Here is a 26,571-nt window from a genome sequence, read left to right as displayed (position 1 = left end):
CTCTCCTGCTTTTGCAATCGGCTATTTCAAAGGCAGCATAAGCGTATGCAGCCGCTTCTCGCCTTCGTCGGCCTGATTCTCCTCGTACATGACGATCAAGTAAGATACGTTAGGCTTTTGATGGAAGCTGAGCCGAATTTGGAAGGCTCCCCATTCCGGTCCTCCCGCACTCGCGGTCGTAAAGGATTTCGCGATGACTCTCGCGTTTTCAAGCACCTCGTATTGAATCGTCCCTTCAAAAACGCGGGCCTCGCCCGTAACCGTAAAATGGCCCGGACTGCGCTTGCTCACCTTCACATTGCGAAACGCTGCGTTTTGATAGACCGGCGCTTGGCCGTTCACTAGCTCGTCGCCGTAAATTTCCACGAACTGTCTAGCCGGAGCGAAATGCGATCCGTCCCAGCGCAGCACCGTCTCCACAAACCCGAAGCGCTCTGCGTCGGACCTGCCGATTATCGACTGCGCCGCATTCAATTCGTAGGTGCCGTCTCTCTCATAATCGACGGGATACAAGCCGCTCAGATCGGCGACTTCTCCCGTAAGAGGCTTTCTCAACTTGCCGTTCCGATGATAGAGGGATGACAAATACGCGGCGCCCCGATTCGAAATATCGATCGAATACACGTTGTTCAGCTGCCGGTTGTCAACTTCCACCTTGTAGCCGTCTTTATAGACGACCTTGTAGTTGTCCCTGCCTTTATTGAACGCCTCCGAATCGAAAATTTGCCGAATCGCTCCGTCCTGGTAAGTAAACAGATACGCCCGAATCATGCCGCCGCTTCCGCCCGAATTGACGACGACGAGCATATCGGCCGTTTTATCCCCCGTAAAATCGCCCAAAAAGATCGTCGGGTTAACGCCTCCCTCCTTAAGCGGCAACCTCGCAATCGCGTTCGTCCTGCCGTTCTGCACGTTGAGTACTAGATGGCTGGCAAAAGGAACCGTTGCTCCCGCCGCCTGTTCCCCGGTCAGAAACACCCGATCCATCGTCCCGTCCCCGTCGACATCGCCATGCTGTTGATCAAGAACCGCTCTTGGGCCGCCGGCGGAATCAGTGCTTGACCGCGAGTACCGGTCTTGGAGCTCCTTTTTCATCTGGAGCAGCTTTTCCCGTCCCGGATACGGATTCGGATAGCTCAGCGCGCGGTCGATCGATTGAATGGCCGCTTCCCGCATCCCCGCTTTGGCCTGTGCATCCGCCAGATCGTACCAGTAGATCGTAAAATCCGGATATTCCTTCAGCAAGGACTCGTAGTACGGGATCACCTTCTTGAAATAATATGGATACAGATCGGGCGCAGGAACAAGTCCGCCTTCCGTCCATCTGTACACCTCGATTTTGTATGCATTTCCCGTATCGTGCACCCATAAGGCAAGCTCCGCGTTATCGTCCTTTCCCTCCGGGCCCGGCATGTCTTCGACTTCAAGCCTGCTGTAGTACATTTCCTTAGGGAGCAGATGCTGAAAGCCCTTCGGCGTCCACTGCAGCAGATCCAGCTCCGACCAGATGCTGCCGATTTGCCAGCCGATCGCTATCGTTTGTCCTTTGCCGCCGGCGATCGGCGCCGCAATCAGATCGGTTACGTTGTAGCCTCTTCCCTTCACGACCGCCATCCTTCGCCAAACGCCGTCGTGAAGCTTCAATACAGTGACATACATTTCGCCCTTCTCTTTGTAAACGGCAACGATTTCGGTACGGCCGTCCCCGTCGACATCTGCCGATAAGTAGGCGGGCCGATTGTCCGTTCCCGGCAGCATGGCGATTTCCGCTCCAGGCGGAAGGGAGCCTGCTATTTCGCTCCTATAATCAGGCTGTCTAGGAATCATTCCGGTATTCCCCCTCTCTCGCGAAGCCAATGGCTGCAACGGATACGTCCCCGACAATAAGCGATACCCGATTCGTTATCCGTATCGTCTCCGTCTGTCATGGCCGCCTTCCATTCGGCCGCCGCTTATGCTGACGGGCGGACGGACGAGGAGTTTGAACCGGGGGATCGGCCGGTTGAACGGATGGAGAGTCCGTCAGTCCGCTGCTCTCCGGCATTTGCGGAGGCTCTCCGATTCCCGCCTTCTCCTTCGCATCCGCCAAATACGACCGGTACAGCGGATGGTCGGGTGACTCGTTCGCAAGCGCTTCATAATAGGGGACTACCTTCCGAAAATAATACGGGTAAACGTCCGCGCTCGGCACCAGCCTATACGGCTCCCAGCGGTAAGTCTCTACCGCGAAAGCCTGATCGGCATCATGCCGCCACAACGCCAGCTCGCAGATGCCGTCTCTTCCATGCAAGCCCGGCATATCCTCCAGCTCCAAATGGCTGTAAGCCGTTCCCTCCGGTATCAACCGGTAAAAGCCTTGAGGAGACCACTGCAGTAGATCGAGCTCGGAGGTCCCTTTATCCGTCTGCCAGCCGACGATTACGCTCAATAGATCCGTTCTGGCAACCGGAGCGGCCATAAGATCGGATACGCCGCTCCCTTTTCCTTTCATCTCGAACAACCGGTACCAGCTGCTCCCCTCGCTCTTCCACATAATGAGATAAAGTTCGCCTTGGTAGCGATAAGCTGCGGTCAGCTCCGCTTCCCGGTCCCCGTCCACATCGGCCGCCATAATCGCCGGCCGGTTGCCCGGCTGCAGCAAAATCAATTCAGCCGCAGTTTGAAGGAAGCTTCTAACCAGCGCTTCGTACGATAAGAATTGGTTCATGCGTACCCCCCGTTCCCTATCAATGTCACCAAATTTTATGCGAAATTTTACCCGGAGAGTACCATTTTCTACAAACTTGGCAATCCAAACCAAAAAACCAAAGGCACGATAGCCTTTGGTTTCCTATTTAGAAGGCAGGGATCAGTCAAAACAAGAATGACAAGGCCACCTTGCATACGTCCTGCAGCACTTTCGCATCCGTCGTCGTCTTGGCCATCACATGCAGGCCTTGTTTGGTATTTACGAGAAATCTGGCCAGCTCCCGCAAGCTATGCTTGCTTTTCAGATTTCCGTTTTTTTGCGCCCTTAGCAGAAAACGATAAAAAATTTGCTCGGTATCGAGCATGTTCGCTTCTACGCGGCTGGCGACATTGGCATCCGCTTGCGCAAGCTCCATCGCCGTATTCGCCATGAAACAGCCCCTTCGCTGCTTGCCGTCGTCCAAGGATCTGACGATCACTTGCTCAAAAAATCGTTCCAGCAGCTCCTTCGGCTCGCCCGCCTCATCCAGCACGGCGAATATCGTTCCCTTGGACGTTTGCCGGAACCGGTCCAGACAAGCGAGGAACAATTCGTTTTTATCCCCGAAGGTGTCGTACATGCTTCCCCGGTGCAGACCCGAATGCTCGCATAGCTCCTGAATGGACGTCCTTTCGTAGCCTTTGGTCCAGAACAGCTCCATCGCCCGATCGAGCGCCTGTTCTTCATCGAATGCTTTAGGTCTTCCCAATGCTAACCCTCCTTTTGCAGCGATAGTCTTTGCCCCTCTATCGCGCGGGCGATCTTATGCCCTTCCGTCAAGCGGCTGCGGTCGGGACCGCCTTCATGTTTTTGCGAATCCTTACCGCCATTACGGAGGCGTACAGACATACGAGTCCAGCCAGCATAAAAGGTATGGTGTAACTGCCAAGCCAATCCCGCATGATGCCGGCTCCGAAAGCGGCCGTAGAGGCGCCTGCCTGATGAGCCACGACGATCCAGCCGAAAATCATGCCCGCATTTTCTTTTCCGAACGTATCCGACGTTATTTTGGCGGTCGGCGGAACGGTCGCGATCCAATCCAGTCCATAGAAGACGGAGAAAATAACCAGCTGCGTATACCCCATATCCAGCGCAAAGGGCAGGAAGAGGAGAGAAAGTCCCCGGAGGCCGTAATACCAGAACAGCAGCCATCTGCTGTCAAAGCGGTCGGAAAGCCAGCCGGACATCGTCGTGCCTACCAAATCGAATATTCCCATCAGCGACAGCAGCCCCGCAGCCATGACGAGCGGAATTTGAAAATCGCCGCAGGCGGGTATCAGATGCGTGCCGATCAACCCGTTCGTCGAGAAGCCGCAGAAGAAGAAGGTTCCCGCGAGCAGCCAAAACGTTCCGTTTCGCATCGCGGAGCGAAGGACAAGAAGCGGCGATAAAAAAAGGTTGCCGGTGAAGGGAACCGGTTTGACAACCTCCGATTCGCCTAGAGGAGCCTTTCCAACGTCATAAGGATGATTCCTCATCCAGATCGCTACAACCGGGATTAACAACAGAAGAACGCCGACTACCAGCATAACGGCATATCGCCAGCCGATCTCATCCGTAATTTTGGCCAAAAGCGGCAGAAACAGCAGCTGTCCCGTAGCCGCGCTTGCCGTGAGCATGCCGATGACCAGCCCTTTGTATTTGACAAACCAGCGGTTCGCTACCGTTACGCCGAGGACATTGGCCAAGGAACCGGTACCAAGCCCTACGACGACTCCCCACAGCAGAATCAGCTGCCAAATCTCGGAGATCAGCGGAGTCAGCGACAAACTTGCGATCAGCAGGGCAATGGAAATCACCATGATTTTGCGGATGCCGAACCGTGCCATTAATGCAGCCGAGAAAGGCCCCATCAGGCCATATAACAAAATCCGAATGGATGCGGCTCCCGATACGGCGCTGCGATCCCAGCCGAATTCTTTCTCCAGAGGCAGCATGAGCACGCTAGGTATGGAGCTGATCGCCGCCGACACCAGCAAAATCAGGAACACGATGGATACGACGATCCATCCGTAATAGACCTTTGAAGCCGGACGTTCCTTCTGCATCTGATCCCTCCTTTTCATCCAAAACCTGATTATTTAAGAATGAACATTCTTAAATAATCGCAATATTCGTTAAGTAATATCCGGATAAACCTGTATAAATATAATAATGAACTATATATTTTAAAGAACGGTCAGTCAAGTATTATTTAGAATCGTTTGCCGTTCCCTTGGCAAGCTCCATTTCCGATTCTAAGATAGATACCCTTGCAGCCGATACCAAAAAGCCGCAAACGGGTTTGACCCGTCTGCGGCTATTCGTAACGTACTCTATTTAAACGAGGTTCCTGCAATCTCTAATTCTTCGCCATCGCCTGCTCAACGACGCCCTTGATCGGCTCGGGCTTCCCGCTCTTAAGAGACTCGATCGCCTGCAAGATCATAAGCGTCGCATAAAGGCCGTCGATATGGTCGATCAACGGCGGTTCATCCTCTATGATACAGCGGATAAACGCTTTGTTCTCTTCGAGAAAGCCGGTCTCCGTACCTTTATAAACGACAGGCTCTTTCCCGCTTTCCTTATACGTTAGCGTAGTCAGACGATCGCAGATCGTAATCGAACGGTTCTCGGCAAACAGCTGCATGAAAAACTTGCTCGTTACCGGCGGGCAGCTGCAATCGCCTTGAATCAGACTGCCGGCTGCGCCGTTTTCGAACCGGAATACGGCCGCCAGGTTGTCGATAACGCCCGACGATTGATAGTAATTACCGCCGGCCGCATACACTTCCACAGGCTCGGCCCCTGCAACGAATCTCAAAATGTCGGCGGAATGGCAGCCTTGGCTGATCACGTTGCCGCCGCCCTTGACCGGGTCGTTCGGCCAAATCCCCTCGCCCCAGCGGTCGTCCATCATCTGCATGCTCACCATGACAGGCTGCGGGATCAGCTCTTTGGCTTTCCACAGCATATCGAAGTATCGCATCTTGAAGGCGGTGAACAGCTTTTTGCCGCTTTTGTTCACGGCCTCGCCGATCCTCATACACTCCTCGAGAGACATGGCTAGCGGCTTCTCCACGAGCACGTGCTTCCCCGCTTCCAACGCACGGATGCAATAGTCCGCATGAGTATCGTGCTGGGTCGTAATGTAGATCGCTTCCAACGACTCGTCCGCGAGCATTCTGCCGATGTCCGATGTCGCATAATCGCCGCCGTAATCCGCCAGCATCCGGCTGGCGCTTTCTTCATACACGTCGCAATAGGCCGATAACCTCATACCGTCCAGCTGTTTGATGCAATCCGCATGCGTTCTGGCCAACTTGCCGCAGCCGATAATGCCCGCATTGATCGTTCTCATCCTTCTCTACTCCCTCTCGTTAGTGATCTCGCCATCATTGCTGTACATCAACCATGTATAGCAATCAATTCTTATCATTCTGCTGTATATCTTGCTGTATATTTATGTGTTTAGTTTACGTACGCCTAGTTAAACTGTCAATAACGAATTTAATCATCGGTCCCGCATGCTGTCTGCTGTACAAAGCGGCATGATTCCGATATGATTTGCATGAGCAGTCAGGAAGGAGTCCGCCGAAAATGGAACCGTCGAATCAACCGAGCCGCAGAACGTTCCAGCGCAGGCTCGAAACCATGATAACGCGCCTTAGGGAAGAGATCCGTGAAGGTTTCTATAAAGCAGGCGACTATCTGCCCTCCGAAACGGATCTGGTAGACAGGTTTCAATTAAGCAATAAATCCGTTAGAAAAGGGCTGGAGCAGCTGATCGCAGAGGGTCTGATCGTCAAGGTAAACCGCGTCGGCAGCCGGGTAACGGAAGACGCCGGGGCGGCCGTCACCGTCTCCTTCGGCTATCACGCCTCGATCGAGCGGGATTTTATGCTCGCTCATCTTTTGGCGGATTTTCAATCGCTGCATCCCAAAATCCGCGTCAAAAAAGTGGAGCTTCGCGCTTCCGATCCCGCCAGTTTGCGCGATTATTTGCAGAACGGCCTCTTAGACGCGCTTACGATCAACAACGCGCATTTTACGGACTTGGCGGAATCCGGCTGGAAGCATGTGCTGGAGCCGCGAGCCGCGAATCCCGGCTTATACACCTTCGCGAGCGAAGCGTTCGTGCTGGAGGGCGTTCGGTATGCAAGCCCGGTCGTGTTCTCCCCCATTCTGCTGGCATACAACCGCGACCACTTTATCGAAGCCGGCGTACCGGAGCCGGACGGAAGCTGGACCTGGCGCGAGGCGCTCCGGCACGCAGCCGCGTTAACCGTCCCCGGAAAGCGGCACGGCTTTTATTTTCATCTGCTGTCGGATAATCGGTGGCCGGCGTTTCTGCTGCAGAGCGGGATGCGGTTCGAGCCGGACGGAGAGGGGATATTTCATCTCGCCGGAACAAGGCTGCTCGAAAGCATTCGATTGTGCAAAGCTATCGTGACGGATAACGACGTTTACCCGAATTACCTCTCCGAGAGCAATCATGACGTGAACGAGCTGTTCATGCAGGGGCGGGTGTCCATGATTATGACCAACTATATGACGCTCAATGAAATCAAACATGCCGACATCCGGTACGATATTTCACCCCTGCCGTATTTATACGAGCCCCGTTCCCTGCTTAACGTCATCGGCGTAGCGGTGAACAGCCAGGCCAAGGAGAAGGAGGCGGCTCTTCTGTTAGCCGATTACTTCAGCTCGCCGCGGGCGCAGCGCATGATCAGGGAGCTTACGCTAAGCCTGCCGGCGCTTAAGGAAGCCGCTGAGGAACCGGTACAGCCGGGAGAGACGCTGAATCGGCCTTCCCGTTATTTTTTGTTCCGCGAGATCATGTCTTCGTTCCGGCTGCACCGGGAATTAAACCTTTCGAAGGATGCCTTCTCTTCGCTTCGGCAGCTGCTTAAACACTACTGGTCCGGATTGATCGACGAAGACGAGCTGTGCGAACGCTCGCTGCAACTATTCAACCGACAGGAGCAGCCCTAAACGCAAGTACTATGCAACCTTTGGGGCCCGACAAAACCTATGAACAACAAAAGCATACTCGCCATCCTCGGCTACGCGGTGGCAGCCGTCGTCTGCTTCTTTTACCGCAGCGAAATCGCGGACTGGCTTCAAGCGGGGAAAGCGCCGCCGTTCCTGCTTTTTCTCATCGCGGTTGGCTTCATCCTGTTTCCCGTCATCCCGTACAAAATCGTCATCGGGGCGCTCGGCTATTTGTACGGATCGCTGCTCGGCGCGTTGATCAGCTGGCTGGCGGCATCCGCAGGCACCGTAATCGTTTACCTGTTCGTGCAATATTTTTTTCAAAAGCAAGGAAGAGCCTACTTGGCCAAATTCGGCCGCCTGGAAAAGCTGCAGCAAACGATGGAGCGTCATCCGTTCTGGACGATCGTCTTCGCCCGGATGATTCCGGTCTTGCCCCAAGCTTTGGTCAATATGTATTCGGCGCTCCTCTCCATCCGGCTGCCGACTTACGCTGTCGCATCCGCGATCGGCAAAATTCCGGCCATGCTCGTATACGCCTACATCGGCCAATATTTATTTTCCGATACGAAGAAGCTGCTGGTGGCAATCGGCATCTACGCCGTTTTTTTGTTGGCCACCTATGTGCTGTACCGCCGCTGGATTCGATCGATAAAGCAAGAATAACGGCCGGCCGTTTGGAGCTGGAGAAGAACAGCCGACTGCCGATGCGATACGCTTGTGTCGGACGCATATGTTGTACGGAGTACATCATTTCCCTTGCTATCTTCGCTCAACCCGATCACTTGTTCTATGAGATACAACATTTCTAACGATGAGCGTCTATTTCACTCTTTTTTTGTGATTTTTGTTGCAGAACATACAACATTTCGTTACCTATTCCTCTCCTGAGCGCCGAAATGTTGTACTTTATACAGCTTCGAAAGCGGCACATTCTCTTGTAGCCGTTTTCTTTTTAACCATTAGCCAATGCTTCCGCCTGGAAGGTTCTCATTCCCCAAATAATAAAAAACACGACCCCGAGGTCGTGTTTTCGCTGCTGGCACAAGCGTATAGGAGTTGCCGGCATCAGGCGGCGATCAAGCTTTGCGGTTTACGAAATAAATGCTGACGAGAATGCAAACGAGACCTGCCACAAGAGTGGCTGTAAACGGCTCGTCCAGAAAGACGGTGCTTGTCAGGATGGCCACCAGCGGGATCAGAAACGTGTAGGAAGCCACCTTGCTCGCTTCGCCCGAATCGATCAGCTTGTAGAAAACAAGCCAGCCGATCGCGATCACGAAGATCGAAATAAACGACAAGCTCAAGATGAAACCCGGCTTCCAGCTTACGTCCGACCAGTTTTCCACGCCGGAGCCAACAGCCGTCATAAGCAGTCCGCCCGCGATCAGCTGAAGCGTCACAAGCCAGATCGGGTCTACGCGAGCGCTCGTTTTTTTGACGTATATCGTGCCCAGCGCCCAGCTAAGCGCCGATCCAAGAGCAAGCAAAACGCCCGCTGCGGATATATGCCCCGACAGACCGCCGCTGCTTATGATGCCCACGCCGGCAAATCCGAGAATGAGCCCTGCGATTTTCAGGCCGTTCATCTTCTCCCCCAGCCACATCCAAGAAAAAATGCCGACCAGCACCGGCTGTAAAAACACGATGGCCGAGAACAGCCCTGCCGGCAAGTAGTTCAGCCCGATCGTCTGCAGCCCGTAGTAGAGGATGACGTTGACCAAAGCGGAAAGGAGATAGATCGGCCAAGTCTCCCGGAATCGCAGCTTACGGTATCTTGGAATCGCGATTGCCAGCAGCAGAACGCCTCCCAGCAGCGTTCTCGTTCCGGAGAACAGCACAGGCGGCATGTACGCCAGCGCGATTTTGGATAAAGGCCAATTCACACCCCATACGATAACCAAAAACAAAATAAGCAGCGCCGTTCGAGTCTTCGAAAGTTTATCCATGATGCATTCCCCTTGCTGTCTTTTCGACGGCCCTATGCGGAACCCAGAACCTTATCATACGCCCCTCTATTCTCGTTAGCAAATACCTTTTTGGAAGTCCCCCATTAATTGAAATTTATGGCGAGTGCCCTCTTAGAAAGAGCCATCTTCATACATTTGCGAAAATGTAACGCCACTCGAGCGATTGGATTTGTCGCGGCACTATAAAATATCCCCTGTTTATCGGAGACATTAAAATAAGGGAGATGCCGGCATTCGGCATCTCCCTCTTATCGCAGACGCGCTCCGTCAATCCTGAGCGGCGTCCAGCAATGTGGCGTTAATGCCGTTCAAGAAGGCATTGGCGCTTGCTTTGATAATATCCGTGTCCATCGCGCGACCCGAGTAAGTCTTTCCTTGGTAATCGATCCGGATATTTACCCGGCCGATGGCTTCTTTGCCTCTGGACAGGCTGTTTATTTTATAATCCTTCAACTGTACGTCCAGACCGACCAACGATTTGATGACGCTGTACAAGGCATCGATCGGACCGTCTCCGACCGCGCTGCCGGTCAACGTCTCGCCGCCCTTTTTCAATTGGACGGTTGCGGTAGGGTGAAGGTCATTGCTGATTACCTGGAAGGAATCCAGCTCGTAGAGATGCTTCTCGCTGGCCTCCAGGGTGCGGTGGCTCGTCACCAGGTAGAACACGTCGTGATCGTAAACCTCTTTCTTGGCATCCGCCAATGTGAGGAATTTCGCGAACAGCTGCTCGAAGTCCGCTTGATCGCTCGTATCGAAGCCCATTTTCTCAACGGCGTTCTTGAAGGCATGCCGGCCGGAACGGGCGGTCAGGATCAATTCCATGCTGTCTGCCCCAACTTCCTCGGGCGACATGATCTCGTAGACCCGCTTATCCTTCAGCAGCCCGTCCTGATGGATGCCCGAGGAATGCGCGAAGGCATTCTCGCCGGTAATCGCTTTGTTTACTTGCACATCCAGCCCCGTCAAATGGCTTACCAGCCTGGAGGTTCTGAGCAGCTCGTTCGTATTGACGCCGGTATGGCAGTTGTAGTAGCTCTCTCTCACTTTAAGTCCCATGACGACTTCCTCCAACGACGCATTGCCCGCCCGTTCGCCCAGCCCGTTGATCGTACACTCGACTTTCTCGGCTCCGTTCTTGATCGCCTGGAGCGTATTGGCGGTCGCCAATCCCAAGTCATTATGGCAATGTACGCTAAGAACGACGTTATCGTTCAGGTTTTTCAACCGTTCGTTGATACGGCGGATCAGATCGCCGAACTCCTCCGGAACGGCATAGCCCACCGTATCGGGTACGTTAATCATCGTAGCTCCGGCCTTCACGACGGCTTCGATCGTGCTCCACAGGTACTCGAACTCGGACCTCGAAGCATCCTCGGTGGAATACTGCACGTGGGGCAGCAAGGTTTTGGCGTATTTGACCGCATCGACGCCCATTTGCATGACGGCTTCCTTGGATCGGTTGAACTTCTTCTCCACATGAATGTTGGAAGTGCCCAGCACGATATGAATAAGCGGATTTTGCGCCAATTTGATGCTTTCGTATACGGCGTCGATATCGCTTTTGACCGCACGAGCAAGTGCCGTGATGGAAACCGTGTCTCCTACGCTGCGGGCAATTTCCTGGACCGCTTGAAAATCGCCTGCGGAAGAGGCGGGAAAGCCCGCTTCGATAATATCTACGCGAAGCCGCTTTAACTGCTGAGCAATCTCTATTTTCTGATGCAAGTTCAGTTTGGCGCCTGGAACCTGCTCCCCATCACGCAACGTTGTGTCGAATACGATAATTTTACGGCTCATTTTCATTTCCTCCTAAGCGAATTTGGTTTATTTATATATCAAGGCTGCTGGTTAAATCCGGTTTTTAACCAACAAAAAAACCCCGTCTCTACGTATAGAGACGAGGTTGAACCCGCGGTACCACTCTAATTCATTTCCTAAGAAATGAGCTCAATTCGATGGCCATCACCATCTATCCCTGTAACGGTGGAATTCCGGCTTACCCTACATGTTCAGGCAGCAGTTCATAGACGAGTTCAAAATGAACGACGTTACCGTTTCGCACCAGCCAACGGCTCTCTGAAAGGTCATTTCACTTCTACTATTTCTAATCCTAACATTTGGATATGAAATTATTGATTATTATATGGCACTCCACTGGCTTTGTCAACAAAAAGGAAAGCGTCGTTTTTCGGCCGAGAAGGCTGCCGTTTCCCATTGCCTTCATGAAGGCTTACGCCCTCAGGCCGACCCTCTTCTCTTTAAGAAATTGACCGGTATAGGAAGCCTCGATTCCGGCCACCTCCTCCGGCGTTCCGACGCTCCTTACAAGTCTATTTTAAAACATTCATGCAAATCATAAGGTTTCGCTCATTATACCCTTACGGTCATAGACTTCTCTTGATCAAAGCCTCTCGATGGAGTTTAAGATTTCATAATAATGTTTAGAAGCGGATGCCCAACGCAAAACAAAGCCGCCGGCACTATGCCGGACGGCTTTGCTGATGAAGAGATTATTGAACGGCTTGCAGGTGCTCGTCGAGTCGATCCCAAGTTTCCGTAATGCCTTGCTCCATTCCCATTTCCATGACGGATTTGAGCGCTTCCGCCGAAACGTATCGAGCCCGGTTGATAAGTTTTGTTTTGCCTTCGTGCTCTACGAAAGTCAACGTAACGTGCGACGACGGCATTCCTTCCGCTTCATTGCCATCGGCATCCGAGAAATAATCGACGTAGACGATCTTCTCCGCTTCTGCAATTTCCTCGTAGACCCCTTTCCCCCATGACTCAAAGCCGTAAAAATCCCCTTGCTTCTCATCGATGCACTTCATGCAGTAATGCCAGGTGCCGCCCGGTCGAAAATCGACGTTGCAAACCGTCAGCGTCCAGCCGCGTGGCCCCCACCAGCGCTTTAAATGCTCGGCCTCAGAGAAAGCTTTGAATACAAGCTCGCGCGGCGCGTCGAAAACACGCTCCAGAATAAGCTCCTGTCCTTCTACCTTGGTAATCATTTTGTTCGTCATAGTAAATCCTCCCATAGATTAGTTTGGTTTGTCTTCTTTGCTTTGCAACTTCTGCAAATAATCGTGCAGAGCGTCGAATCGTTCATCCCAGACGCCGCGGTAGGTTTCAAGCCAAGCGTCCAGCTCTTGGATCGGCTCCAAACGGAGCTTGTAGTTCCGCCGATTGGCGACAGCTTCCACCTCGACCAGGCCGGCATCCAGCAAGACGCGCAGATGCTTCGAGGCTTGAGGCTGGCGGAATTGAAGCCGGTCGGCAATCTCTCCTACGGTCAACGGGCCGTGAAGCAGGAGCTCCACAATACGCAACCGGTTGGGTTCGGCAAGTGCGCTAAACGTCGTTATATCCATGATTCGGAAGTTCTTGTGATGTATCGAATGTATGCACAGGGTACGGCGCGGGGACTTCTTCCAATTCCAATCAAATCGGGCCACCTCGTTTCGTTTGCGGTTACCGTACTCGCACCCTTAATATACCCCATAAGGAATATTCCTGTCAAGGAATATATCAGTTTATTTTACGTTCGAGCAAAGCGCCGGGTTACCGCCCAAAAGAGCAAGGCGCAGGCACTGACCGACGCCCCCAGCAAACAAACGCCAACCCAGCCTGCTTGCGCAAAAACTGCTGTCGAAGCGATCGAACCGGCAGCGCTTCCGATCGAATAGAAGATCATATAGCCGGCGGTCAGACGGCTGCGCGATTCCGGCCGCACGTTCAAAATCATGCTCTGATTCGTTACGTGCACGGCCTGCACCGCGAAATCGAGAGCGATCACGCCAACGATCAAAGCCCATATGGAACGCTCGGTAAAGCCTATAAACAGCCACGAGCCCAGCAAAATGACAAGCGCCATGCCCGTGGTACGTTGGCCAAGCCCCCGGTCGGCCAGCCTCCCCGCCCGGGCTGCCGCTAAAGCTCCCGCAATACCCGCGAGGCCAAACGATCCGATGGCGGTATGCGAGAGCGAGAACGGCGGCGCGCTAAGCGGCAGGACGAGCGAGGTCCATAAGATGCTGAAGGCCGTAAAAATCAGCAAAGCGATCACGGATCGTATACGCAGCACCGGTTCCTGAACGAACAGCGCGAACACCGAGCGCAGCAATTGCGTATAAGGTATCTGCAATTTCACTTCTTCACGGTTCGGCAATATCCGAAACAACGCGGCAGCCGTTATCAGGGTCAATACCGCGGAGACAGCATAGACCGCCCGCCATCCGGCAAGATCGGTCAGGATGCCGGCGACGGTGCGCGCCAGCAGAATGCCGATTACCACGCCGCTCGTCACCATGCCGACTGTCCTGCCGCGATCGGCCGGCGCAGCCAAAGCCGCGGCAAACGCCACAAGCGCCTGCACCGCTACGGCAAGCAAACCCACCGCGGCCATACCCGCTAACAGGATAGCGCCGTTAGGCGCCAAGCTTACCGTGAGCAGCGCGAATACGGACAGCAGCAGCTGACCGGCAATAAGCCGGCGCCGATCCAGCAGATCGCCCAAGGGCACCAGCAATAGGAGCCCCAAGGCATAACTGATCTGCGTAATCGTCACGATCATGCCGACGGATGCACGGCCGATGCCGAACTCGCTTGCGAAAGCGTCAAGCAGCGGCTGGGCGTAATAGATATTGGCGACGGAAAGTCCGCCGGCGACTGCGAACAGCAGTGTGACGGCGCGTGAAAGCGGCGATGCGGCATCCGAATCGGACACGCAGGACGCTCCTCGTACGGGTTCCGGCCCTGCGCCGCCTGCCTCCCTTTTGACGACAGGCGGATTGGGTTCTCTCTTTTCCATCGTGCTCACTCCTTGTATACATACGACCATAATTATTTACTGATCGGTATGTTATTTTCAACAAAATATATAGCGTTCCTCACTTGTTTGTCAATACATTTGACAATTACATGCGCCGAATCGTAAAATTATAATATACTAATCGATATGAAAAGAGGGTGATATTGTGGCTCGTCTCCGGGAATTTGATGAGCAGAAAGCTTTGGACGCCGCGATGCAATTGTTTTGGGAGAAAGGGTACGAGGCAACTTCGTTAAGCGATTTGACAGCCAAAATGGGCATCCAGAGGCCTAGCATTTACTCTGCTTTCGGTGACAAGAAGGAACTGTTTGAAGCCGCGCTTCGAAACTATACGCAGCTTCACGCTTCGAGCGTTCGAGCTCGTCTTCCCAAACATGCAACGGTAAAAGAAGCGTTTCGTTCCTTTTTCGAAGCAGTGGTGGCGAAGGAATACGAGGAAGGAGAAGGCCTCGGCAGAGGGTGCTTTTGCATTAATACGATGGTAGAGCTTGCGCCGCATGATGCCAAATTCGAAATCTTGACACGAGAGCATCAGATGTATGTAGCCGCCCTATTTCAAGAAACGATTGAACGAGGCGTACGCTCGGGAGAGCTTCTTAACGTTACGAATCCGGCGGCTTTAGCACAGACATTCGTCGTTTCCTTGATCGGACTAACCGTACTGTTGAAATCTCGCCCCGAGCGATCATTTGCAGACAATTCCGTGAAGTTGATCCTTACCTTACTCGATTAATCCGCTCCTTTGTTCAAAAGATGCCGCTTCACTCGCACGTTCCGCTAATCCGGGCTTTACCCTCACCAAAAAAGCAGCCATGTCGGCAGCTTTTTTTATTTTGGCGGGCTTAGGGAATAAAAATCAATGATTTCATCGCGTTCGCGAATGCCTGCTCTCCCCGGCGCCTTGACGGTGTGCAGTCCGTCAATGTTTCGGGATATGGTATCGGAGGCTAAATCGGCGCATACCATGGGGGGAAAGCGATTTCCCCGCCTTGACGAACCTCATCCCGATCATCGGTTGCAAATTTGTGCTTGCGCTATAACTGTATATTACATATACTGTTTATATCACACACAATTACTGAACGACTGAAAGGAAGAGCGACGATGAGAAGTGAGTTTGCCATTGAAGTTAGAGGGCTGCGCAAAAAATTCGGCAGCCAAGTCGTGCTTGACGGGATCGATATCGCGGTTCCGGCGGGTACGATTTACGCGCTGCTCGGTCCCAACGGCGCCGGGAAGACGACGCTGATCAACATCCTGTCGACGCTGGTCGCTCCGGACGAAGGGACCGCACGGGTAGCCGGGTTCGATGTCGTTACCGAGAAGAACAAGGTAAAAAGGTCCATCAGCCTTACCGGGCAGTTTGCCGCAGTGGACGAAATGCTGAAGGGCGAGGAGAATCTGATGATGCTTTGCAGACTTTCCGGGCTTACTTCTGCAGAATCCCGATCTCGCACGGATGAATTGCTGAAGCATTTCGACCTAACGGCAGCAGCCAAGAAACTCGTCAAAACCTATTCGGGCGGCATGCGAAGGCGGCTGGATCTTGCAATCAGCTTAGTGACCAGCAAGCCGGTGCTGTTCCTGGATGAACCGACGACGGGGCTCGACACCATCAGCCGGCGCGCCCTATGGGAGATTATTCTCCAGCTGAAGAAACAAGGCATTACCGTATTGCTCACGACTCAGTATTTGGAGGAAGCGGATCAACTGGCCGATACGATCGCCGTCATAGCGGGCGGACGCGTCGTTGCGACCGGAACGGCCGAAGAATTGAAATCCCGAGTGGGCGGAGAGGTCATCGAGCTTTACGATGAGAACGAGGTTCTGATCGAGGCGGTTTCGACGAACGGAAGCATTCATGACATCAGGCAAACGCTTAATGCATTAGCTCATAAAGTCCCCGTGGAAACCCGGGTCAGTATCCGTAAACCGAGTATGGACGATGTGTTTCTTGCCTTGACCGCTAAAGGATCGGAGGGACTCTTAGCATGACGACTCCCCGTTCATTGACCAAGACGACCTCCTTTGGCGTGACGAACGCCGTCTTCATCGGTCGAAGCATTCGACTCAGCATCCGGAACACCGAAGCCTTGATTATGGCTATTGCGCTGCCCGTCATGCTGATGCTGCTGTTTACCTACGTGTTTGGCGGAGCGATCGATCCGAGCGGCAATTATGTGAATTACGTAGTACCGGGTATCATTCTGCTATGCGCCGGATTCGGGTCGTCCAGTACCGCGGTCGATGTGGCCCACGACATGACGAACGGCATCATCGACCGGTTCAGAACGATGCCGATCCTCAGCCTGAGCGTCGTCACGGGGCATGTCGCCGCAAGCCTTGCCCGCAACCTGCTGGCAACCGCAGTCGTCATATGCGTGGCATGGCTGGTCGGGTTTCGTCCTTCCGCAGGCGTGCTGGAATGGTTAGCGGCAATCGGCATCATCATCCTGTTCATTCTTACGTTCACCTGGCTGTTCGCCGCCATCGGTTTAATCACCGGCAGTCCGTCCGCAGCCAGCGGGTATGGATTCGCTCTGCTATTCCTGCCCTACCTGTCCAGCGCATTCGTTCCGACGGACACGATGCCCGGCTGGCTGCAAGGGATCGCGAATCATCAGCCGATCACTCCGGTCATCGAAACGATTCGCGGACTCCTTACCGGCACACCGATTCACGATAACGCATGGTGGGCGATCGGCTGGTGCTTGGTCATCCTCCTTATAGCCCTCGCCTGGTGCTTCGCCGCTTTTCATCGGAAAGCCGGACGCCGGTAGGGCAACGAAACAAAGAACAGCGACTCGGCATTCGCCGAACCGCTGTTCTTTGTTATTGACTTCCATTTTCGATTTTCCTATAGATCCGGCTCTTTTTCCTGCTTCGTTGCCAAGTAGTGCTCGATGCCGTCAAGGATCCGTTCCAGACCGAAATCGAAGTCGTTTCCGACCGAATTCTCACTCTCGTTCTCGCCTGTGTAAGCGCCGGACATGATGGTCGGATACAGGTTCGGAAAGCGATCCGGTTTGACCAAGTACTTAAGGGCCGCGCTATAATTCAATCCGCTAAACGTACCCAGACTGCCTCCTTCCCGGATAGCCCGATCCATATCCCTCTGTATCATTCCGCACGAACGCGAATAACTGCTGATCAGAAGGATGATCGACATTTTTTCGTAATCGTTCAGCGGGAAATCTCGCATCGCCCCAAGTACCCAGTCGATAATAAACAGATTATTCGGCGATATCGGAATACCGGTAATCGGAATGTCGCCGAACCAGGGATGGATTCGAAATACGTCAATACACACTTTGACATACAGCCGCATCTCTTCGCGCCAATCCTTCCCCGCCTTCTCCATAGGAAAAGAAATTTCGCATACGGCGTCCTGCATCAACAGAAGAAGATCGTCCTTGCTGGAAATGTACCTGTAGAGGGACATAGTCGTAAACCCCAAAGAAGCGGCGACCCGATTCATCGAAACGGCGGAAAGTCCTTCCTTGTCGGCGATTGCGATTGCCGCCTCGACGATTTTTTTGACGCTGAGCTCGCCCTTCGGGCCTCTTTTCGCTTGCTTCACCAGTCCCCAGCTGAGTTTCGCCCCGTTAGGAAAATTATTCAACGCTTCGTGATCAAAAGGATCGCTATCCTGCATGATTCCAAGTCCTCCATCATCATGATCTCCCCTGAAACATTCGTTGTCGCTTTATACAATCGGCGTCCGTCAAAATTGTTTACTTCATATACAGTATATCACAAGCAACAATCCGAACAAAAACGCGAATCGCTTTTCCCGCTTGAGCTGTGAGGGGCGCCGAGGTGTTTGGCCAGCATTGGAGTCAGCGTTTTGAGCGAGCCCTTCGATACGCTACATCCCAGCAGGTTCGGAAGCGCTATTCGAATTGCGGACGAAGAAATATGGATGATCCGGCCAACAAAGCTAAAAGAACCTCCCCGGTATTGACGGGAAACATCTCGGCAATGGTTTATCAACGCGAAAAGGAAGACCCTATTGTCGCTTCGGGGTCTTCCTTTTTCCCTTTCGTATCCATTTCGAATCGGATCAACGAAATCGATTGCAAAAGTCGACGTATTCGCGAAAGGGCGTCGAATACACGTGGAACGTACCATAACGGGTTTCGAGCGAATGAAGCTTCGTCGCGAGCTTTTGATAAAGCCGGTTCGTATAAGCGTTGTCGGCAGATGTCGGAATTCTTACTTCCCGCACATCGGGGTTCGCGTCCTGAATCTGATCGGCAAGCACCTGCAAACCACGCACGAACGTCCGGTTATTTTGATACGCTTCTTTAAAATAACAGTTGCCCAGTACGGCGATCTCTTTGTCCGTAAACCCGTTTTGTTCGAGCCCCAGCACGAAACATCCGATCCCGATCGCTTGATTGGCGTCGTCCAGCAAAATGGCGCCTCTTCCCTGCTTCATGTAATTTTTGACGTCGGTGAGCGCATAACTGACTCGGTAGCCCGGGATGATGCGAGTTCGATGCTCGAGATAGAAGTCTGTAAATCGGCCCCACTGTCCCGTATTCGAGCATATTTCGAATTGGACCACTTTGCCGTCCCCCCTTTGATTATTTAGTAAATTTTTCATTTTTTTCTTGTATTTTCTATATTATTCGATTATAGTACTTATAATTCCAGTAGAGGAGGTGTAATCATATGGGAGCACCGGCTTGCAATGCCCCGATGGCCACAACGGTCGAGCGCGATCAAGCGCAAGTGGATGTAAACTCTAAGCCATCATGGAAAGAGTAATAAGGATCCCGGCGAAAGACCAGCAGCGATGCTGGTCTTATTCGCTTATCGTCTTGCGGATAGAAGACCGGTGACATAATGCAGCAGGCTTTCGGGAACGGCGGTATAAAAATCCAATATCCCGCATGGGTGTTCCTTGGTGTTCCGGAGCGTCGCGAGCTTGCCGAATAAACGTCTATTGCCGGAAGTCGGCATGACGTAAAAACCGATTTCCCCGATCTTCTTCGGCAAGCCGAGCACCTGCAAGGAGAAGGCATGAATCATTTCGGCCAGAGCCGTCCCGCTGCGTTCGCTTTTTTCGATGAAAAGAAGATGAACTTCTATCCGGCTCCGGTCTTCATAGTCGTCTTCACCCGTACCGTACGTATAGGCCAACGCTCCCCTTACTTGCCCCGAGCCGTCTATACCGATCATGAAGCCGTCCTCGTTCAAAGAACAAGCCAGCGAAGACATCACGGTGCTCCACTTGTACGGAACGCCGAGATCCTCTCCGTGCCGGCACAGAAACCGGACTCCGCTTTCCTTTTGCTCCTCCGAGCCGGCGGACACCCACTGCATCACTTCGCATCTCTCCTCTGCATTCTCGTTTGTAACGCGGCTTCGAGTCCTTCCCGAACGGAAGGATATCGCATCATAAGCGGATGAAAATGTTCATAGGTCAAAGACATCAGCAAGCAGGGCGTTAAGGTAACGATGCTAGCCGTTCTTGGAATATGGTGCATAAGCGCTATCTCTCCAAAATGATCTCCGTCTTCCAGGACGGCTACTTTTTGGCGATTTCCCGCTGCCGTATAGACGATGACCTCTACTTTCCCTCTCGCAATCAGATAAAATTTATCCCCGTGATCGCCTTGCTCGACCACGCGAACGCCCGCTTCGAATTTCTCCGTGACAAAGAGCCGGGAAATCTGATTCAGCGCATCGGATTCGATCCACCGAAAGAAGGGCAACTTGCGGAGCCGCTCCGCTTCCACCCAGGCGCCGCCATCGCCCTTGGACAGCACGAATCCCTGCTGCTTATCCCACATTCGTCGGTATATTCCGTCCCTCTTCAACAACTCCTCATGCGATCCCGACTCGGCCACCGTTCCCTGGTCAAGGACAATAATGCGGTCGGACTTGGCTGCATAGGCCAGACGGTGCGTGACGGAAACGATCGCTCTGCTGCTCGCCAGCGACCAAATCGTCTCGTTGACCGAACGTTCGGTATCCGGATCGAGCGCGGAGGTGGCTTCGTCCAAAAATAAAAGATTTGGCTTGCGCAGCAGCGCTCTCGCCAAAGCGATTCTCTGCCGCTGTCCGCCGGATAAATTATCCCCATGATTACGGATGACGGTGTCGTACCCGTTCGTAAATCCGGCAATCGTATCATGAACGCCTGCCGCTCTCGCGGCTTCCACGATCTCCTCCTCTTCCGCGTCCGGCTTGCCGGCGAGAATATTGTCGCGGATCGTTGCATGAAACAGTATCGAATCCTGAAACACGATACCGATTTGGCCGAGCATCGAACCGTAACGGACTTCCCGAACATCCTGACCGTCGTACGCCACCGTCCCGTCGTCCGGATCCGCGAAACGCAGCAGCAGCTGGAGCACCGTGCTTTTGCCCGACCCACTGGCGCCGACTATCGACGTGTAACCGGTAACGGGGATGTCGAGGTTCAGATGCCGCAGCACCGGCTCGCCGGGTACATAAGCATAGGAGACATCGCGTAACGAAACGCCCTGCCGAACGGAAGCAAGTTCCTTTGTCCCCAGCTCCGCCACATCAGGCCGCCACTCCATCACCCGCTCCACTCGCTCAAGACTCGTTTTGGCCGAGAGGATATAGGGAAGGACGGCGGCGATGCCGAACATCGACTGACCGACCGTGATGAAGATCGAATTATAAGCGATAAAACTGCCTATCGTCAGCTGTCCGTCAAAGGTCAGATAACTGCCGTAACCGAGGATGACTGCGGTTATTATCGAGATGGCAAGCATAGGCAGACGATTCAAATTCGTGTTGACGAAGCTCCTTCGTACGCCGATCGTCAGCATCGTTCGAAGGTTTCCTTCCACTCTTGCCAGCATATTCCGGCGCAGATCGAAGGCCCGAATGACTTTGGCAGCCTTCATATTTTCGTCGATCGACCCGGTGAACTGCTCTAGCTGTGCATAATAAGCCTCTCCCAACACAAGCGATCGGGACTTGAGAAGCCGGTAAGGCACGAACAACAGAAGCGAGCCGAAGACGGCCAGGAGCGTAAGCTTCCATTCCATCGCGAATAGAATCGAGAAGCCGATTGCGACGCTTAGAACCGAAATCAAACCGCCGGAAAGCGTTTGAAGCACAGCCGTTTGTATGGAAGGAATATCGTCCGTATACTTCGCCAAAAGATCGCCGATGCCGAACCGTTCATAGAACCGGTTGGATTGGAGCTGCATGTGCCGGAACAGCTTCATCCGGTACTCGAACAGGAACTTTGCGCCCAATCTGGCCTTGGCATAATCGCCGGCAATTCCGGCAATCACATTCAGCAGCCCGACGGAAAGCAAGACAGCTACTAGAATAGCGAGTGCCGAAGCATCCCGCGGAATCAGCGCTTTATCGATTAAATATTTGTAGCTGAGCGAAGAGAAGTAATGAAACAGAAGCTCGAATACGGCTCCGATTCCGATCAATAGCACGAATACCGGAGACGAACGTATAGAGGCGGCAATGGTCTTGAATAACATACTGATCGAGTCTCCTTCGATAGCAGGATCAGCCCGCAATCCGTAGACTACCGGCAAGCTTTATCCTCTATACTACTGGAGCAAGCTGATCGCAAACTGAAAAGAAAGCGCTTCATGTTAGGTTTTGTCGAAATCCTCCCGATAATTGCCGACTTCATTCCATGCAAAAAACGGCTTCTCTCAAGAGAGAAAGCCGTTCGTTCTTTCCTATATCGTTGCTACACCCGTTCAAAACATGACCGACGGGTCGGCAGACAAACGGGCAAATTCAATTTCCGACAGATCCTCCGTCCGAACGAGCAGCTCGTGCACAAGCTCATGGTAGGCCTTCGCATCCGCTTCCCTATCCATAAGCAGCAGCAGAGCGATCATCTTGGCATGAAGCCGTCCGCTTAACGGGAGCATTTCGGCCCACTTCCGCATCGGATTCAACGCGATATCGTAGCGCTGCTGCCGTACATACGTATCCACGATCGCTTCCAAGACCTCCGTATAGCTCAGCTCCAGCTCCGCCTGCCGCGGTGCGGCCCAGCCATAGCCGCTTCCGGCCATATAGCCCGCTCCGTAGTATTGCACCGCTTTGAGCGCATGCGTCAAGGACAAGCTGCGCTTAATTAGCCTGACCTCGTTGTCGTATGCGGCGACGTCATCGAAGGATACCGACCAATTCAGGCTGTAGCTGCCTCCTGCGGTCTTCGACTGCCCGATGAGATCGGGCAAGCCGCCGGCTTCCAAATCCTTGCGCAGTTGATACACCGTCGAATGAAGATTGACCTGGGTACGCTCCACATCGCGGCCGTACCAGATTTCCTCCATTATCTGCGACTTGCTGACCGGCTTGCCTCCGTAATGATGCAGGTAGGCAAGAAGCTCCTTCCCCTTCGAATTCCGGAATCGGATCTGAGAGCCTGTCTCGGTCGTCACGGTAAAAGGGCCGAAGCTGTGCACAGCGATTCCCTGATTAATCGGTTGATCCTGTTCGACGCCGCGTCCGCTCCGTTTGTGAAACCGGTTGATCGTTCGGGACAAATCTTCCTTCGTCACCGGCTTTAACAAATAATCGAGCGCCTCCACCTCGAAAGCATCCCTGGCAAACTCCTCGTAGGCCGTAAGAAAAACGATATGGATGTCCGGGTGGCATTCGCGAAGCCTGCGCGCCAGCTCAAGGCCGTGCAGCACGGGCATGTCCATATCGAGAATTGCCAAGTCGATCGGCTCCGGATCCGTCAAGACATGCTCCAAGAAGGCCATTGCTTTGTCGAACAAACCGCATAGCCGAACTTCTTCGAATGATTCCAGCAGTTGTCCGACCCTCCGCAGGGCAGGCCGTTCATCGTCAACCGCCACAACTCGGATCATATCTGCTCCTCCTTGCTGTCCCGTTCGGCCTGAGGGATGCGAATCGTGACTTTCGTGCCTCCCGCGCTGCCCGTCTCGACCTCAAGTCCCGTGCCGAACAGCTTCATCATTCGCTGGTGAATGTTACGAAGCCCCACGCCGCCTTTGCCCTCGTCATCCTTCGAAAGCATAGTACGCACCCCCTCTGGCATACCTGCGCCATCGTCTTCGACGGAAATCGTCGTACAGCCGTAACCGGCGCGAACGGTTACCGTTACCGTTCCTCCGTCCTCCAACTTGCTTATTCCGTGCCTCACCGCATTCTCTACGAGCGGCTGCAGCGTCAGCGGCGGAAGCAGGCAAGCTGCACTTTCGTCCACCTCGAAGCGAATACGCAGCCGTTCGCCGAATCGGGCACGCTCGATCTGGAGGTAAGCATCGGCAAGCTCCAGCTCTTTGCGCAGAGACACCAGCTTTTCCTTATTCGCAAAGTCGAAGCTGCCGCGGAGATAACGGCTGAGATTCAGCAGCAGATCATGTGCGGTCTGCGGCTCCTCCAGCGATAAGGAAATAATCGTATTCAGTGCGTTATACAGAAAATGGGGCTTGATTTGCGCCTGCAGGAACGCCAGCTCCGAGCGAACCGCATCCTCGGCGGAGCGTTTCATCTCCAGAAGCGTCCGCGTCCTTGCCCGCAGCTCGTGGGCTTGAAACGGCTTGGTTAAATAATCGTTCGCGCCTACTTCGAAGCCGTACATCACGTCCGCCCGCTCACTGCGAACCGTCGTCAGCAGAACCGGCAGCTCGAAGAGCGCGTACTTTTGCCGAATCTGAAGACAAGTCTCATACCCCGTCTGTCCCGGCATCATCACATCCAAAATGACCAATCCGATTCTCCCGCCTAAGCGGCTCAGCATCTCCAAGGCTTCCTTCCCGTTCGATGCGGTAACGATTTCGTAGGGCTCGTCCGCCAACACCGCTTGAAGCACCCGCAAATTGACCGGGTCGTCATCGACCGCCAAAATTGCGCGATCCCTTGTCGAACCGCGGTTCGGAACCCGGGCTGCCGAAGCCGCAGTCTCCAGCCTGGCAGACGTTATGCTTACAGCTTCGCGTTTCTCCTCGCTTGACTGTAACCTATCTTTTTGCGCCAGGCTATCGTCAAATACGGGGATCGTAAAGGTAAAGACAGAGCCTTTCCCTACAGCCGACTTTACCGATATCCGTCCCCCGTGGAGCTCGACCAGCCTTCTTGCGATCCCGAGCCCAAGTCCGGTTCCGCCGTACTCTCTGGCAACGGACGTCCCTACTTGCTCGAACGATTGAAAGATCGTCTCCAGCATCTCGCCCTCTATGCCGATACCGGTATCGGTGATCGCCAGATGCAGCATACGGCCTTCCGCCCGCGCCGATACCGTAACTTCGCCTTCCGCCGTAAACTTAATCGCATTTCCGATGAGGTTATACGCTATCTGCAGCAGACGGCTCTCGTCGGCATACGCATAAGGCAGCATTTCCGGCCAATCGAGACGCAGCGTTACCGGCTTGTCCCCGATATAGTGGCGGAACACTTCCTGCTGCGCAGATATGACCGTGCGAACGTCGACTGGCCCGCAGTGCAGCTGAAGACCGCTATTCTTCAGGCGAGACAAATCCAGAATATCGTTAATGAGATTCGACATGCGACGGGCTACGGAAACTACAACCTCCAACTGTTCACGCTGGTATTCGTTCAGCGGCCCCGACTTTTGTTCGGTTAGAGCCACAGAAAGATTCAATATCCCGTGCAGGGGCGTCTTCAGCTCATGCGAGGTATTGGTCAAAAATTCGTCTTTCATCCGGTTCGCAGAGATCAGCTCGTCCGACATTCGGCCGATAATGCGGTATGCGTTCGTAAACCTTCTGGCAAGCTCCATCGCCTCGATAAACACAAGCGTGATGAACCCGTACGGTACGAGCTGAAGATCGATCCAAACGATCCGTCCGACGCTGTATAAAATATCATGAAGAGCCGAGGCTGCAAATAGGAGCCACCCCGTTAGCTGAAGCAGCGCGCCGCTTCGGCTTCGCCATACTGCCAACGCAAAACCGAACAGGATGTACGCCATGCTACCTAACGAAATATATTTGTACGCTTCAATGTAGCGCGTGTACCATTCGGCGGGAAGCAGCAGCACGCTTCCGATGAAGGCTAAACCCGTAATAACCAGGACCCGTATGACGGCCGGTCTGAATTCCTTCGGATAGAGCTCCCTCACGAACAGCAGCGCTGCCGTAACGCCGCCGTAATAAGTCAAATACTCCAGCATAATAAGCAGCCGGATATCCGTATCCGGAAAGAGATGAACGATATACATCCCCCCTGCCGCCCCGATTCGAACCGCGCCCAACATACAGCAAATGCCAAAAAATAGAGAGGAGCGATCCGAACGGCGCAACGCGAACAACGCAAGCTGATACAAGCCCAGCAGTGCGCAGCCTCCGAATGCCGCCATGTCCGCGATTGCCGTACGTTCCTTCAAGGCGAGCATCGAACGCTCGGTGCCGAGCGTCATGCTGTACCAAATACCGCCTTGAGGATACAATTCATTAGATATCTGGATAAAGAGATCGAACGCCTTGCCGGGAGGATCGAATACTACAGTCTGAGGCATATAGGCGGCGTGCACGTTCGTTCGGTCGAGTGCGACCTCTCCCGCCTCCGCGACGACACGCCCGTCCACTATAATCCGGTACGCAGGAGCTATCGCGGGAATTTGCAGACCGAGTTTGCCGGTATCTCCATCAGTAAGCACGGTTAAGCGGTATGTTGCATAGCCGCGTCCCGGCAGTCCGTTGCGCGTCCATACTCCGGGCACCTCCGCCAAGGCCGGTTGCGCGATCGTTGCGGCCGCTCCGGCACCGGCATCCTCGAGCAGTTGACCCCAGTGGATGTTCCAGTATCCGTTAAGACGAACCTGTCCGTCTTCCTGAAAGTTCCACTGCCGCAGATCCAAGATGCCGTCTGCTGCCCGGGGATCGCTTTTGGCAGGAAAGTAATGTACGAGAGATAGGCACAATGCTGCCGCAGCAATGACCAAGCCGGCTAACAGCGCGAGCTTGGTACGCCATTTACGCGTCATATATAAACCGGCACCGCCTTCGGGTGAGTAGATTCGGATTCATTTTAGCATACTTTTTCCGGCCTGTATTCCAATTGCGAGAGAGAATAGTCATCGCTAAGCCGGTCATATACGT

The 26,571-nt window shown here is 53.6% G+C and carries 21 protein-coding genes and 1 other annotated feature; of the genes, 5 read left to right on the top strand and 16 right to left on the bottom strand.

Going from position 1 to position 26,571, the window contains the following annotated elements; all coding sequences use genetic code 11:
- Positions 1–21 precede the first annotated feature (21 nt).
- The 5 genes from ACKGJP_RS09495 to ACKGJP_RS09475 form a co-directional block, all read right to left on the bottom strand.
- A complete protein-coding gene (locus ACKGJP_RS09495; RefSeq protein WP_409345414.1) occupies positions 22–1,827 on the bottom strand; it encodes a Gmad2 immunoglobulin-like domain-containing protein in 1,806 nt (601 codons plus the stop codon).
- A gap of 97 nt (positions 1,828–1,924) precedes the next feature.
- Complete coding sequence (locus ACKGJP_RS09490; RefSeq protein ID WP_409345413.1) at positions 1,925–2,707, bottom strand: hypothetical protein; 783 nt, start codon at positions 2,705–2,707, stop codon at positions 1,925–1,927.
- Positions 2,708–2,852: 145 nt separating this feature from the next.
- Positions 2,853–3,437, bottom strand: a complete 585-nt coding sequence (locus tag ACKGJP_RS09485) for a TetR/AcrR family transcriptional regulator (RefSeq protein ID WP_409345412.1) — start codon at positions 3,435–3,437, stop codon at positions 2,853–2,855.
- A gap of 67 nt (positions 3,438–3,504) precedes the next feature.
- Positions 3,505–4,776, bottom strand: a complete 1,272-nt coding sequence (locus ACKGJP_RS09480; RefSeq protein ID WP_409345411.1) for an MFS transporter — start codon at positions 4,774–4,776, stop codon at positions 3,505–3,507.
- Between the two features lie 293 nt (positions 4,777–5,069).
- On the bottom strand, positions 5,070–6,068 hold the full coding sequence (locus ACKGJP_RS09475) for a Gfo/Idh/MocA family protein (RefSeq protein ID WP_409345410.1): 999 nt from the start codon (positions 6,066–6,068) through the stop codon (positions 5,070–5,072).
- A gap of 239 nt (positions 6,069–6,307) precedes the next feature.
- Between ACKGJP_RS09475 and ACKGJP_RS09470 the strand changes: the two genes are divergently transcribed.
- A complete protein-coding gene (locus ACKGJP_RS09470; protein ID WP_409345409.1) occupies positions 6,308–7,705 on the top strand; it encodes an extracellular solute-binding protein in 1,398 nt (465 codons plus the stop codon).
- Between the two features lie 39 nt (positions 7,706–7,744).
- Positions 7,745–8,371 carry a TVP38/TMEM64 family protein gene (locus tag ACKGJP_RS09465; RefSeq protein WP_409345408.1) on the top strand — a complete coding sequence of 209 codons (627 nt, stop codon included), beginning with the start codon at positions 7,745–7,747 and terminating at the stop codon, positions 8,369–8,371.
- 413 nt (positions 8,372–8,784) lie between these two features.
- Here the strand turns inward: ACKGJP_RS09465 and ACKGJP_RS09460 are convergent, their stop codons facing one another.
- The 5 genes from ACKGJP_RS09460 to ACKGJP_RS09440 form a co-directional block, all read right to left on the bottom strand.
- The gene (locus ACKGJP_RS09460) at positions 8,785–9,654 is read right to left on the bottom strand and encodes a DMT family transporter (RefSeq protein WP_409345407.1); all 870 of its coding nucleotides are present in this window, start codon (positions 9,652–9,654) and stop codon (positions 8,785–8,787) included.
- 288 nt (positions 9,655–9,942) lie between these two features.
- Complete coding sequence (locus tag ACKGJP_RS09455; RefSeq protein WP_409345406.1) at positions 9,943–11,475, bottom strand: 2-isopropylmalate synthase; 1,533 nt, start codon at positions 11,473–11,475, stop codon at positions 9,943–9,945.
- Between the two features lie 93 nt (positions 11,476–11,568).
- Positions 11,569–11,799: a binding site (T-box leader), on the bottom strand.
- Between the two features lie 389 nt (positions 11,800–12,188).
- The gene (locus ACKGJP_RS09450; RefSeq protein ID WP_409345405.1) at positions 12,189–12,698 is read right to left on the bottom strand and encodes an SRPBCC domain-containing protein; all 510 of its coding nucleotides are present in this window, start codon (positions 12,696–12,698) and stop codon (positions 12,189–12,191) included.
- A gap of 18 nt (positions 12,699–12,716) precedes the next feature.
- A complete protein-coding gene (locus tag ACKGJP_RS09445) occupies positions 12,717–13,046 on the bottom strand; it encodes an ArsR/SmtB family transcription factor (protein ID WP_409345404.1) in 330 nt (109 codons plus the stop codon).
- A gap of 167 nt (positions 13,047–13,213) precedes the next feature.
- The gene (locus tag ACKGJP_RS09440; RefSeq protein WP_409345403.1) at positions 13,214–14,485 is read right to left on the bottom strand and encodes an MFS transporter; all 1,272 of its coding nucleotides are present in this window, start codon (positions 14,483–14,485) and stop codon (positions 13,214–13,216) included.
- 166 nt (positions 14,486–14,651) lie between these two features.
- Between ACKGJP_RS09440 and ACKGJP_RS09435 the strand changes: the two genes are divergently transcribed.
- From ACKGJP_RS09435 to ACKGJP_RS09425, 3 genes are all read left to right on the top strand, one after another.
- Positions 14,652–15,239, top strand: a complete 588-nt coding sequence (locus tag ACKGJP_RS09435) for a TetR/AcrR family transcriptional regulator (protein ID WP_409345402.1) — start codon at positions 14,652–14,654, stop codon at positions 15,237–15,239.
- Between the two features lie 371 nt (positions 15,240–15,610).
- Complete coding sequence (locus tag ACKGJP_RS09430; protein WP_409345401.1) at positions 15,611–16,501, top strand: ATP-binding cassette domain-containing protein; 891 nt, start codon at positions 15,611–15,613, stop codon at positions 16,499–16,501.
- Positions 16,498–17,286 (top strand): ABC transporter permease, encoded by a 789-nt coding sequence (locus ACKGJP_RS09425; protein ID WP_409345400.1) that lies wholly within the window; start codon positions 16,498–16,500, stop codon positions 17,284–17,286. Before ACKGJP_RS09430 ends, ACKGJP_RS09425 begins: the two co-directional genes overlap by 4 nt.
- Before the next feature lie 77 nt (positions 17,287–17,363).
- On the opposite strand, the gene ACKGJP_RS09420 is transcribed toward ACKGJP_RS09425, so the two are convergent.
- The 6 genes from ACKGJP_RS09420 to ACKGJP_RS09395 all read right to left on the bottom strand — a co-directional run bounded on the left by ACKGJP_RS09420 (position 17,364) and on the right by ACKGJP_RS09395 (position 26,456).
- Complete coding sequence (locus ACKGJP_RS09420) at positions 17,364–18,161, bottom strand: TetR/AcrR family transcriptional regulator (protein ID WP_409345399.1); 798 nt, start codon at positions 18,159–18,161, stop codon at positions 17,364–17,366.
- A 408-nt stretch (positions 18,162–18,569) separates the two neighbouring features.
- Positions 18,570–19,076 (bottom strand): hypothetical protein, encoded by a 507-nt coding sequence (locus ACKGJP_RS09415; protein WP_409345398.1) that lies wholly within the window; start codon positions 19,074–19,076, stop codon positions 18,570–18,572.
- Between the two features lie 248 nt (positions 19,077–19,324).
- Positions 19,325–19,840, bottom strand: coding sequence for a hypothetical protein (locus ACKGJP_RS09410; RefSeq protein ID WP_409345397.1), 516 nt, complete (start codon positions 19,838–19,840; stop codon positions 19,325–19,327).
- Positions 19,837–21,996 carry an ABC transporter transmembrane domain-containing protein gene (locus ACKGJP_RS09405; protein ID WP_409345396.1) on the bottom strand — a complete coding sequence of 720 codons (2,160 nt, stop codon included), beginning with the start codon at positions 21,994–21,996 and terminating at the stop codon, positions 19,837–19,839. Before ACKGJP_RS09405 ends, ACKGJP_RS09410 begins: the two co-directional genes overlap by 4 nt.
- A gap of 228 nt (positions 21,997–22,224) precedes the next feature.
- Entirely contained in the window at positions 22,225–23,355 is a 1,131-nt protein-coding gene (locus ACKGJP_RS09400) for a response regulator (protein ID WP_409345395.1), read from the bottom strand.
- Positions 23,352–26,456, bottom strand: coding sequence for an ATP-binding protein (locus ACKGJP_RS09395; protein WP_409345394.1), 3,105 nt, complete (start codon positions 26,454–26,456; stop codon positions 23,352–23,354). Before ACKGJP_RS09395 ends, ACKGJP_RS09400 begins: the two co-directional genes overlap by 4 nt.
- Positions 26,457–26,571: the final 115 nt, after the last annotated feature.

This window comes from Paenibacillus litoralis (assembly GCF_046244365.1).
Lineage (GTDB): Bacteria > Bacillota > Bacilli > Paenibacillales > NBRC-103111 > Paenibacillus_V.
Note: the sequence above shows the minus strand (reverse complement) of the source record. Positions and strands in the feature narration are given on the sequence as shown.

What these genes read in the sequence shown, in the direction of transcription:
- ACKGJP_RS09425 (WP_409345400.1), top strand. Translation starts at nt 16,498, where the DNA reads ATGACGACTCCCCGTTCATTGACCAAGACGACCTCCTTTGGCGTGACG.
- ACKGJP_RS09450 (WP_409345405.1), bottom strand. Translation starts at nt 12,698, where the DNA reads ATGACGAACAAAATGATTACCAAGGTAGAAGGACAGGAGCTTATTCTG.
- ACKGJP_RS09470 (WP_409345409.1), top strand. Translation starts at nt 6,308, where the DNA reads ATGGAACCGTCGAATCAACCGAGCCGCAGAACGTTCCAGCGCAGGCTC.
- ACKGJP_RS09395 (WP_409345394.1), bottom strand. Translation starts at nt 26,456, where the DNA reads ATGACGCGTAAATGGCGTACCAAGCTCGCGCTGTTAGCCGGCTTGGTC.
- ACKGJP_RS09475 (WP_409345410.1), bottom strand. Translation starts at nt 6,068, where the DNA reads ATGAGAACGATCAATGCGGGCATTATCGGCTGCGGCAAGTTGGCCAGA.
- ACKGJP_RS09495 (WP_409345414.1), bottom strand. Translation starts at nt 1,827, where the DNA reads ATGATTCCTAGACAGCCTGATTATAGGAGCGAAATAGCAGGCTCCCTT.
- ACKGJP_RS09460 (WP_409345407.1), bottom strand. Translation starts at nt 9,654, where the DNA reads ATGGATAAACTTTCGAAGACTCGAACGGCGCTGCTTATTTTGTTTTTG.
- ACKGJP_RS09465 (WP_409345408.1), top strand. Translation starts at nt 7,745, where the DNA reads ATGAACAACAAAAGCATACTCGCCATCCTCGGCTACGCGGTGGCAGCC.
- ACKGJP_RS09480 (WP_409345411.1), bottom strand. Translation starts at nt 4,776, where the DNA reads ATGCAGAAGGAACGTCCGGCTTCAAAGGTCTATTACGGATGGATCGTC.
- ACKGJP_RS09490 (WP_409345413.1), bottom strand. Translation starts at nt 2,707, where the DNA reads ATGAACCAATTCTTATCGTACGAAGCGCTGGTTAGAAGCTTCCTTCAA.
- ACKGJP_RS09420 (WP_409345399.1), bottom strand. Translation starts at nt 18,161, where the DNA reads ATGCAGGATAGCGATCCTTTTGATCACGAAGCGTTGAATAATTTTCCT.
- ACKGJP_RS09400 (WP_409345395.1), bottom strand. Translation starts at nt 23,355, where the DNA reads ATGATCCGAGTTGTGGCGGTTGACGATGAACGGCCTGCCCTGCGGAGG.
- ACKGJP_RS09405 (WP_409345396.1), bottom strand. Translation starts at nt 21,996, where the DNA reads ATGTTATTCAAGACCATTGCCGCCTCTATACGTTCGTCTCCGGTATTC.
- ACKGJP_RS09430 (WP_409345401.1), top strand. Translation starts at nt 15,611, where the DNA reads ATGAGAAGTGAGTTTGCCATTGAAGTTAGAGGGCTGCGCAAAAAATTC.
- ACKGJP_RS09455 (WP_409345406.1), bottom strand. Translation starts at nt 11,475, where the DNA reads ATGAGCCGTAAAATTATCGTATTCGACACAACGTTGCGTGATGGGGAG.
- ACKGJP_RS09440 (WP_409345403.1), bottom strand. Translation starts at nt 14,485, where the DNA reads ATGGAAAAGAGAGAACCCAATCCGCCTGTCGTCAAAAGGGAGGCAGGC.
- ACKGJP_RS09445 (WP_409345404.1), bottom strand. Translation starts at nt 13,046, where the DNA reads ATGGATATAACGACGTTTAGCGCACTTGCCGAACCCAACCGGTTGCGT.